Origin of the sequence: uncultured Thiodictyon sp., assembly GCF_903946935.1 — a bacterium.
Lineage (GTDB): Bacteria > Pseudomonadota > Gammaproteobacteria > Chromatiales > Chromatiaceae > Thiodictyon.
This window is the reverse complement of the sequence record NZ_CAJAXH010000075.1, coordinates 1-10,515: the sequence shown is the minus strand read 5'-3', so window position 1 is coordinate 10,515 and position 10,515 is coordinate 1. Positions and strand designations below refer to the sequence as shown.

General features: G+C 58.3%; 5 protein-coding genes. All 5 read left to right on the top strand.

Features of this window, described 5'->3' with window-relative positions:
• Positions 1-150: 150 nt before the first annotated feature.
• The 5 genes from QZX93_RS06760 to QZX93_RS06740 all read left to right on the top strand — a co-directional run bounded on the left by QZX93_RS06760 (position 151) and on the right by QZX93_RS06740 (position 10,428).
• Positions 151-2,097, top strand: a complete 1,947-nt coding sequence (locus QZX93_RS06760) for a hypothetical protein (protein ID WP_295383960.1) — start codon at positions 151-153, stop codon at positions 2,095-2,097.
• 24 nt (positions 2,098-2,121) lie between these two features.
• Positions 2,122-4,827, top strand: coding sequence for a phospholipase D-like domain-containing anti-phage protein (locus QZX93_RS06755; RefSeq protein ID WP_295383959.1), 2,706 nt, complete (start codon positions 2,122-2,124; stop codon positions 4,825-4,827).
• A 68-nt stretch (positions 4,828-4,895) separates the two neighbouring features.
• Complete coding sequence (locus QZX93_RS06750) at positions 4,896-6,137, top strand: DUF6361 family protein (protein ID WP_295383958.1); 1,242 nt, start codon at positions 4,896-4,898, stop codon at positions 6,135-6,137.
• Entirely contained in the window at positions 6,137-8,017 is a 1,881-nt protein-coding gene (locus QZX93_RS06745) for a phospholipase D family protein (protein WP_295383957.1), read from the top strand. Before QZX93_RS06750 ends, QZX93_RS06745 begins: the two co-directional genes overlap by 1 nt.
• Positions 8,014-10,428, top strand: a complete 2,415-nt coding sequence (locus tag QZX93_RS06740) for a hypothetical protein (RefSeq protein ID WP_295383956.1) — start codon at positions 8,014-8,016, stop codon at positions 10,426-10,428. Before QZX93_RS06745 ends, QZX93_RS06740 begins: the two co-directional genes overlap by 4 nt.
• Positions 10,429-10,515 lie beyond the last annotated feature (87 nt).

Below are 10,515 nucleotides of genomic sequence, written 5' to 3'. Positions count from 1 at the left end.
TCCGACATCCAACTCGGCTTCATGATCCACCTCGGATAATTTGCTTAACTCTTGCATAAATTATAGACAGTCAACGGAAAAAAAATAAAAAAAATTTATTATAATTCAATTTGTCCAGATGCCATATTATTCTGCTATACCGATCGCGCGTTGAAGGCCGCCGAGTCCGGCACCATCGGCAGGGACAGCAAATATGACGAGGCGTATCTGATCCATCAGGTCGCTGGCGTGACCTATAAGACCAAGATCTCGACCTTGCGCGGAGACTATCCCAAGCCGGACGGCTCCATCGGCAACCGGCTGCGGCCATGGGAGAGCCAGGATTTTATCCCGCGCCCCGATGACCTGCTGCGGGAACGCCTCTATTGCATTGAATGGATGCGACCAAAAGAGACTGGCAAGACCTTCGACTACCAATTTCGGAGTGTGACTGACGAAGACCTTGAGCGGGAGGCTAGTGTCGCGTCCTATGTTGCTAAGCATATTGCGAATTGGCAGGGGAAAGGTTGGGTACCCAATATGCGAATTGAGGTCGGCGGGCCGCCGCGTTTTCAGGGTTTGGATTTGGTCAAGAGCAGGGGTTGGACACATTGGCAACATGTATTCAACTCCCGGCAACTTATGTTGGCAGGTCTTGTCAACGCGCTTGGCGATGTGCGAGAGAAATTCGGGCTAGCTCAACTGCTCAATTACAACTCCCGGTTATGTCAATGGCATAACGGTGGCGGCGGGGGAGGTCTCGTAACGGGCACCTTTTATAATCAAGCACTAAATACATTCTACAATTATGGTTGTCGTGGAAGTAAGTATGGCCTCCCATTTATTGAAGTGGGGTATGATTCCTTTCCAATTGAAGAAAGATTAAGTATTGAAATTCGCGGTATACCAGCGCATCAAGTGACTGGAGAGAGCCAAGTCTTCGTAACCGACCCGCCCTACGGAGATGCGGTAAAATACGAAGAGATTCTTGATTTCTTCATCGCCTGGCTGCGCAAGAATCCGCCACCAGAATTCGCTGGCTGGACCTGGGACAGCCGCCGTTCACTTGCCATCCAGGGCGAAGGCGAGGAGTTCCGCCGGCAGATGGTCGCGGCCTATCGGCGCATGGCCGAGTGCATGCCGGACAACGGTATCCAGGTGGTCATGTTCACGCACCAATCCGGCACTATCTGGGCGGATATGGCCAACATCGTCTGGGCCTCCGGCCTGCGTGTGACTGCCGCCTGGTATGTCGCGACCGAGACCGACAGCGCCTTGCGAGATGGCAGCCACGTCAAAGGTACTGTGCTGTTGGTACTGCGTAAGCGGGCAGGCCAGCTCAAGACCACGCGTGATGACCTGGCCTGGGAGCTCAAGGAAGAGGTTGAGGACCAGGTTCAGGCACTTACCGGTCTCAACCAACAGGCCAGGGGGCTTTATCGGGACGAGAACGTCTTTGAGGATGCAGATATTCAGATGGCTGGTTATGCCGCGGCCCTGCGGGTCCTGACCCGCTATGCGGTCATCGACGGCAAGGACATGGCCGCCGAGGCGATCCGCCCCCGGGTTAAGGGCGAGACCACCTTCGTCGATGGCCTGATCGCCTTCGCCGTGGATACCGCCAACCAGTGCCTGGTCCCGCAGGGCATCCCGCGCGCCACTTGGGAGCGGCTGACCGGCGCCGAGCGATTCTATCTCAAGATGCTGGACTTGGAAGCGCGCGGCGCCCATACCCTGGACAACTATCAGAACTTCGCCAAGGCATTCAAGGTGCGCGACTTTCATGCCCTGATGGCCAGCCGTAAAGCCAACGAGGCGAGGCTCAAGGGTGCCGTCGAACTCGGCCGGGCCGAGATGGGCGAGGGCTCAGAGATGCACCAATCGGCGCTGCGCGCCATTCTTTACGCCATCATGGAGTTGACACGGAATCTCGACAGCGACGAGGTCCTAGGCCACCTGACCCTGAATATCTCAGACTGGTACGGCGATTCCACCCAGCGCGACATGACCGGCGAGTTGGCCGGATACCTTGCCGAGCAGTTGAACCGCCTGCGCCCGGATGAGGCGAGCGCGGCCCGCGTGCTGCGGGAGCTGGTGCTCAACCAGCGAATCGGATAACGGATTCTGGGGAACGAAGAGGTCATGGTCGATATCAACCGCTTCTCCTCCCGCCGTCAGCCCCTCGATCATGCCTTTTTGCGGGACCGGCTCAAGACGGCCAGGTCCTATAAGCGCATTGCAGGCTATTTCCGCAGCTCCATCTTCGAACTGGTTGGCGAGGAGATTGCGGGGATCGCCAAGGTCCAGATCGTCTGTAACAGCGAACTCGATGCCGCGGATGTGGCCGTCTCCAGGCTTGTGCGCGAGACCGCGCTCAAGGAGCGCTGGAACCAGGCGACCCCCGAGGTGGAAGCGCTGCTGCATGCGGATCGCTACCGCTATCTGCATGACCTGCTGACCAGCGGGCGGGTCGAGATCCGGGTGGTGCCCAAGGAGCGGGTCTTTCTGCACGGCAAGGCCGGGATCATTGAGGCGGCGGACGGCGCCAAGACCTGCTTTCTGGGCTCGATCAACGAGACCAAGCGCGCCTTCGCCGGCAACTATGAAATCCTGTGGGAGGACAGGTCCAAAGAAGGCGTCGCCTGGGTGGAAGAGGAGTTCGATGCCTTGTGGGCGGATGCCTATCCGCTGCCCGAGGCCATCGTTGAGGAGATAGAGCGGGTCGCCAAGCGCGTTGAGGTCCGTTTCGAGGACACGACACCGCAGGACCTGCCGGCCGCCGCCTTGGCCGAGAGCCCGATCTACCGCCATGGGGAGCAACTGCAACCCTGGCAGCGCTCCTTCGTCACCCTGTTCTTGGAGCATCGGGAAACCTACGGTAAGGTCCGCTTGCTGCTGGCCGATGAGGTCGGGGTCGGCAAGACCCTGTCACTGGCGGCCAGCGCGATGGTCGCGACCCTGCTGGACGATGGTCCGGTGCTGATCCTGTGTCCCTCGACCCTGACCCTGCAATGGCAGGTGGAGCTCAATGACCGGCTCGGTATCCCGAGCGCGGTTTGGTCCTCGACCAAGAAGGTCTGGATCGACCCCAAGGGACATGTCATCAAGACCCGTGGTGCGCAGGACATTGCCCGTTGTCCGTTCCGCATTGCCATCGTCTCCACCGGCCTGATCTTTCAAGCCTCTGACGAGCGCCGATACCTGCTGGAGCGCAGATACGGCACGGTGGTGTTGGACGAGGCCCACAAGGCGCGCTGCCGCGGCGGCTTGGGGCAGGTGCAGCAGGCGCCGAACAATCTGCTCGACTTCATGATGCGGATCGCCGAACGGACCAGGCACGTCTTGCTCGGTACGGCCACGCCGATCCAGACGCAGGTGCGCGAGTTGTGGAACCTGCTCGGCATCCTCAATGCCGGGGCGAACTTCGTGCTAGGCCGAGAACCCTTCGGCCGCTGGCTCGACTGTGAGAAGGCGTTACCCATAGTGACGGGGTCCGAGACCCCTGCCGATGAACGCGATGCCTGGGAGTGGCTGCGTAACCCGCTGCCGGCAGCGAGCGAGAGCGCCCTGTTCGCCTCTCTGCGGCTCCAGTTAGGTCTTGCCGATCAGACCTTTTTCACCGACCGCGGCTTCGGGTCCCTGGGCTTTCTGGAGCAACAGGCGTTGGGCGAAGCCGTGGCGCCGGGCTTTCTGCAAACCCACAACCCGCTGGTGCGCCATACCGTGCTGCGTCGGCGCCAAACGCTGGAAGAGGCCGGTCTGCTGGAGCGGATCGGGGTGAATGTCCATCCCGATCCGGACGCTACGCCGAGCGCCTACCCGGATGTCGGCTTCGCAGGCTTGGGCCTGCGGACCAACCATCCGTTTGATCTCGCCTATGAGGCTGCATTGGCGTTTACCGAGGTACTGAACAAGCGCTCCCGGGCGGGCGGGTTGATGCGTACCCTGATCCTGCAACGCATCTGTTCGAGCTTCGCTTCCGGACGGGCGACGGCCGAGCGGCTGCTGCGGCGCGAATTGTTGGAGGATGACGAGGAAGCGGGCGCGCTGGAGGAACCCTTGAGCGCCCTGACCGCCGAGGAGGCAGAGCATTTACTAACCATCGTGCGCGAGCTGTCGCGCCCGGAGGCACGGGACCCAAAGCTGCATGCGGTACTGCACTTCCTGACCTGCCAACGCACGGAGGGAAAAACCTGGCTCGCCCATGGCTGCATCGCTTTCAGCCAGTATTATGACACTGCCTTCACGATGGCCAGGCAGCTCGCAGGCCTGTTGCCAGGGGAGCCCGTCGCGGTTTACGCTGGCGCTGGCAAGAGCGGCCTATTTCGCGATCAGGCGTTTGCATCCGTGGAGCGCGAAGAGATCAAGGCCGCCGTGAAGGACCGCACTGTGCGCCTGGTGCTGGCGACCGACGCGGCCTGCGAGGGGCTGAATCTCCAGACCCTCGGAACCTTAATAAACGTGGACCTGCCATGGAACCCATCCCGACTGGAGCAGCGCCTTGGTCGGATCAAGCGCTTTGGCCAGGCTCGGCGCAACGTCGACATGCTCAATCTGGTCTATGCGGACACTCAGGACGAAAAGGTCTACCGGGTCCTGTCCCGTCGGATGAAAGACAAGTTCGACATCTTCGGCGGACTTCCTGAGACCATCGAAGACGACTGGATCGACAGTGTCGAGAGGCTGGAGGCAATGATGAACGAGTACATCCACCTACGCCGCAAGGCCCGCGACGTTTTTGAGTTGCGTTACCAGGCGACAATCGACCCGGACCGCGACCGGTGGGAGCTGTGCTCAAGGGTTTTTGCTCGACGGGATGTCGTTGATAGGCTTTCGGTGCCGTGGTGACTTTACGAGGGTATGAGTGACATGACTTCACGATGCTCGAACATCAGTAACATCCGTAGTAGACGACCGTGAAACCTACGCTTGGCTGGGCCGGTCTCTCTCGTTCTGCTCTCAAGCGCGCTGAAGCGCAACTCCTGAGTGACAGTGAAGGGATGCGAGACGAAGTTGGCGTCCTGTCCCTGCACACTGGCTATGCTAACCGTTTTTTTCCAGGCACCTCCGTACAACAGTCGCGACTGCGGTACGCGCTATTCGTCCCTTGGCAGATCCGCTTGTTGCTTCAGCAAGGCGATAAAATTTTACAGGGTCAGGTGCGCTCCACGCTTGAAAAGGCAGAACTTACACTGGCTAAACGTCTGCCAGATGTGGACGGCGCAGGAACCATCGGGCGCCGGACCGCAAAACTTGGAAAGCCCGTCGCCATCGCACCATCGCAATCCTACTGGGTCGCGTTAGGTGCTTGGGGTATTCTGCATCGGGGACCGTTTGACGTGGTACCCTCGCGCACTGAACTTTTCTCGCGCTGGCAGCATTGGCCGGACGGCTCGCGTAATCGTTCCTTGGAAACCGATAATGAAAATAGGCCGTTGTATTCGATTGCCCGGCTTTTCCATCCGCGACTCCCTGATCCCCCGAATGAATTCCTAGGGCAAGGCCCACTGGACTTCCGTCTCGGAGCCAAGGAAAAAGAGTTCCTCCGATTACGACTCCTTGATACGCAACGCGCTAAAGATAAGATGCCGTCTTATCTAGCAAACTTAGTGAGATCTTCCGCCGATATTGGGGCCCAACAGCACCCTTGGAACGCCGCCCTTGCGAAATTGGCTGATCCCGCGGATCAGGCGGCACTGCAACGCGCCCGTCATGCGGCATCTCTCGCCGCGGTAGCACGCGCTGTCTACAATGCTATGGTGGAGTCGCTTCAGGAAGATCGCGATAGAATGACCGTCACTGACAAGCACCGGGAACACTTAAGAGCGATCGTCGCTGAACACAGCCAGAGCGCACAACGGCTCGTGTTATATCAGCTCCCAATCGATGGTGTCTTGATCGGCGCTCTCGCAGATGTTCTCACCACGCTGCAGGCGTGGCTGAGGAAGGGCGAGCGAAATCCCCTCGCCTCAGAGATCTATGAAACCTTCGCATCCTGGGAGCTGCAGCGAAAAGGTCCGCGTCGGGCACGGCTCCCGAAGTCCGCAGCAGCCAGGCAAGCGCGTACCGAATGGGACGGAGAGAAGGTGTCACGGGCCACGTCTATAGAGTATCGGTGGAGTCTCGTGCAGCGTCTGCTTTCAGACTTGGAGGAATAATGGGGCTAGATAGCACCGACAGTCTCGCCGTACTGGACGCGTTGACTCCTCCTTTCGAATGGATTACGGACCTTGCGCTGCTCTCCACTTATTCGGTTGATCTCGTGGCTGCGGCTGCTATTGTGGTTGCCCTCGCAGGCGAGGGCGATGACCACGAGCGGTTGAAGCAGGGCCAATTAGCTCGTGCATGCGAGCGCATGCGCGATCGATTCCGAATAATCTGTCAGGCGGGCCGTATCGCGATCCCTCGCGCGGGGTCAACGGCGCTTGTACTTGCCGATCGTTGGGTGAGGGAGGTTAACAACGATGGTAACGAGCGTTCCTGGCATGCGAAAATCGCACTCGTACGTTACATCCTCCGCGACCCATATGTCCCGCCGACTTTCTTCTGGCGCCTCTGGGTTGGCAGCCGAAACCTCACCCGTGATACATCGTGGGATAGCGCGCTGGTCGCTGTGGGACATCCGACGGGCAAAGCTACATCCGTTGGAAAAGCCATTGCTGACGCGGGCCGGGTACTTGCTTCTCGCGCTGCCCTTCCGGGCTGGTCGTCCGAGCGCGTTCACAAAGAGCTTCAATCTCTGAGATGGCAGTGGCCTGACGACGTGATGGAGGTGCGCTCGTTCTCACTATGGCCAGACGCAGGCCGCGCACAAGGTTTCCCCAAGCCGCCTGCAAAGCTTCGCCGAGTAGTCGCAGTCTCGCCTTTCGTTGACGGCACTTCGGCTGCGCGGCTTGGAGCCTGGGGCAGTGCCAACACCCAGAGGCAGTTGCTTACCATTCCGGGCACCATGGCAACCCTTGCACCGCAAACGGTCAAGCCGCTGGCAGGGTTCACCAGCTTGCATCAACTTGATCCACCTACTGTACCGGAGGGTGTTGAGGCAGATCATGACGATACCGAAGAAGACCAGATGATCGAGGTCCATCGGGGTCTTCACGCGAAGCTCATCTGGGCTGAAACACTTTCGGGCGATCATCTCTGGCTGGGTAGCTCTAATCTCACCGAACGTGCGTGGGACGGTAGGAATACTGAGGCGGTACTGCATCTGCTCGTGAAACCTTGTGTCGGAAAAGGACTTTGCGAGGGCCTGGTCGAAGGGCTTGCTTCCGAGGTATTGGCAAGCGAGTTACCGACATCGGCGCCTGAGGAGGATGCCGAAGAAGTCCGTCTCGACCGGCTCCGCAATCGAATCGCCGGAGCATGGACGGCGGTGCTACACCTCAGACCCGACGGCAGCGGCTTCGTGTTGAGATCCGCAGCACCTCCACTACTTGCAGAAGACCGCGCGGGACTAACCGTCTGTATTCTTGGGTCCCACGATCAGCGCGACTGGGTTGTTAGTGCAACAGAGGTGTGCCTGCCCGCCGTACCCTTACACCAGCAGACGGAACTCATCGAGCTAACACTGAGTACCAAGAGTCCGACCAGTCAATCCGTGGCATGGTTGGCACGCGCACCTCTTGACCCCGCGCCGGATATCGGCAGGGATCGGGCCGTGCTCGCTCGACTTATGGGGCCGCGAGCCTTCCTCGCATGGCTCCAGGCACTCCTAAATGAAATTGCAGGTGACAGCGGCGATCGGCCGTGGCCCCCTGATAATAAGAATGGCGCTTCATCGAGCGACCCACGCCCGTTCGACAGTACCCTCCTGTTTCCTGCACCAACGCTTGAAGCAGTCTTGCGAGCCTGGACCCGTGACCCGTCTTCAGTCCGGCACGTGGACCGCGCCATCACGACTTGGGCGGAAGGCATTCGCTTAAACGTCACGGATGATGCTGATGAATATGAACGGGACGCTCTGGGAGAGCTTCAACGATTCGAAGAAGCGTGGCGCGTCATTCGCGTAGGTCTAAGTCTCGATAGAGAAACAGCATGAACGACGCCAAGCCCTTCCAAGAAGCGACGATTCGTGTCGCGCTCGACGCTTTTGATGGCCGCCGTCGTGTCCGCCGCTTCCTGGTTGCTGATGAGGTTGGGCTGGGAAAGACTATCGTTGCGCGGGGCGTCATCAAAGGTTTGATAGAACGCAAGAAAAAGCGCAAGGAAGGCCCGCTACGGGTGTTCTACGTATGCAGTTCTCTCGCGATCGCTTCGCAGAACGGAAGAAGCCTGCTGAAGGTGTTGGATGACATTGACGAGCGAAAAATGGCAGCCTGCAATGTAGACCGCCTCACGCTCGCTTCAAACGGTGAGCTGCCGCCAGGTCTACCACTCCATCTCTACACGCTTACGCCCGATACGAGTATACCTGACCGCAGAGGCAAGCATCGCTCGGGCGCAGCACCTGAACGTGCTTTGATACATAACCTACTGTTGGCGAAATATCCCAATCTTGTCAATCTTGAGGAGCAGGGCGAGTGGTTACAGCGTCATGCGACATCCAATTGGGATGCATACAAAGCGCATGCGCAGCCAACCGCTGCGCTGAGAGAGGCGTTCGATCTTAAGTTACGAGAGCACTTGAGCCTTGATCCGGGTAATAAGCTCGCACCAGTGCTACGAAAAATAGTAATCAATGACCCGCTCGATGCCATTAAGTTACTGCGTGTAGTTCTCGCGAAAACTGGTTTGGCCAATCTCGCCCCTGATCTCATCATTTTCGACGAGTTCCAACGTTTCACCGATCTGCTCGCTGGAGATGATACCGAGTCTGAGATTGCACGGCTGATGGTCCAATCTGGCCCTGCGGGGCCTGCCGTACTGCTGTTGTCGGCTACACCCTACGAACCTTTCGTCGGTGATTTCGAGCATGCTTTTTCCAATGCCCCCCACCATAAGCAGTTTTATGATCTAGTTGAGTGGTTACTCGGCAAAGATGTGGAGGCATTCAGTAAACGGCGTGATCTGGAGGGAAGCTTTAGCCGCTATGGCGTAGCGTTGCGTGCGAGGGATCTAACAGGCAGCGCAATTCATGATGCCAAGACTAGCATTGAGCTGTGTCTGCGGCATGTTATTGCTAGGACGGAGCGATTTAGTCACGATGCGGGCCACGATGTCACCGAGCTCGTGCGGGTCGCCGCTCCGTTGATAGCTGAGGATCTACAGATTTTTGAACACCTCACTGATTGCTTTCGGGGAGCGGGAGGAGATGCAGTTAATAGTACGGTGGCAACGGCCATACCTTATTGGTCAAGTGTGCCATTGCCTATGCAGATGCTGGGACCTGACTACCAGGCGTGGAGGAACTCAAAGCGTTTGCGTGCGCCCTCGGCGGCTCACGCCATCACTAAGAAGCAACGGGATAAATTCTTGGCGCCGAGCGCATGGCCGCATCCTCGCTTGCGGGGACTTATGTTCGATGAGCTCTCGGTCAAACAGTTGTCTGTACCGTGGATTGCGCCATCAATGCCATGGTGGGAGTCCGGTGGGTCTTGGATAGAGCATCTCCCGCACAAAATTCTCCTATTTAGTCGCTTCAAAGCCGTACCACGAGCCATCGCATCGCTCCTTAGCTTCGAGGTTGAGCGACACTTGCTCTCAGAAAGCGGCATTGGATGGGAACAAGTCACGAATCGAAGTGTGCTTGGGCCATCAAGGAAGAACTTCGCATTCTTCCATACGTCCGGCGCATTGGCTCAGGCCGTTGATCCTTGGCGGCTCCGCCATAAACCGCGGAGTCGATTGTTCGCGGAGGCGGAAAAGAGTGTCAAGGCGTGGCTATGGACGAGGGCCGTGCCAGTGAAAAAGACCGCTGGCGCTGTGAGAAGCCTGCCCGAATTGCTCGTGCGGTTGGAGCGCAAGGTAGGGACATGGGACAGTAGCCTAAACGCATGGCGAACCCTGGCCACTAATGTCGCCCGGACCAACAACAAAGACGGCGAGTTGAGTCTTCGGGCACGCATTGATCAGTGGCACGCAGCGGTAGATGGCGATCTTTCTTCGGTGTCGCCGGCTGAACTTGCTATCCTGGCTCAAGCAGCATTGGCAAGTCCTGGCGTCATCATCGCGCGTTCGCTGGCTCGCCATGGGCTTGACCTGGGTACCGACGCAGGCTTGCTCCAAGCATTACAGGTGGCTTGGGAAGGACTGCGCAGCTACCTCAATAATCCTTGGATGGACGCGGCATTGGGTGGAAGTGGGGACTTACGGGAGCGCATTGCAAAAGCGACGATAGACGGTAACCTGGAATCAGTTCTTGACGAGCACCTGTGGGTCACCCGGACGCTGAGAAATCTTGAACCCTTTGAACTTCCCGGCAACCTCGGCAAGGCGCTAGGCCTGCGTACATCCGATGTGGCTCTCTGGGATCTCAGTAGGTCGCATAGTTTCTCAAAAACAGCAGGATAGAGCGGTTACACAAAAAGAAAACGGCTCTATGGCAACGTCTGAAAATAGCGTAAGCCTCTGATATAAAGGTTCGGCAGAGCAGTAATC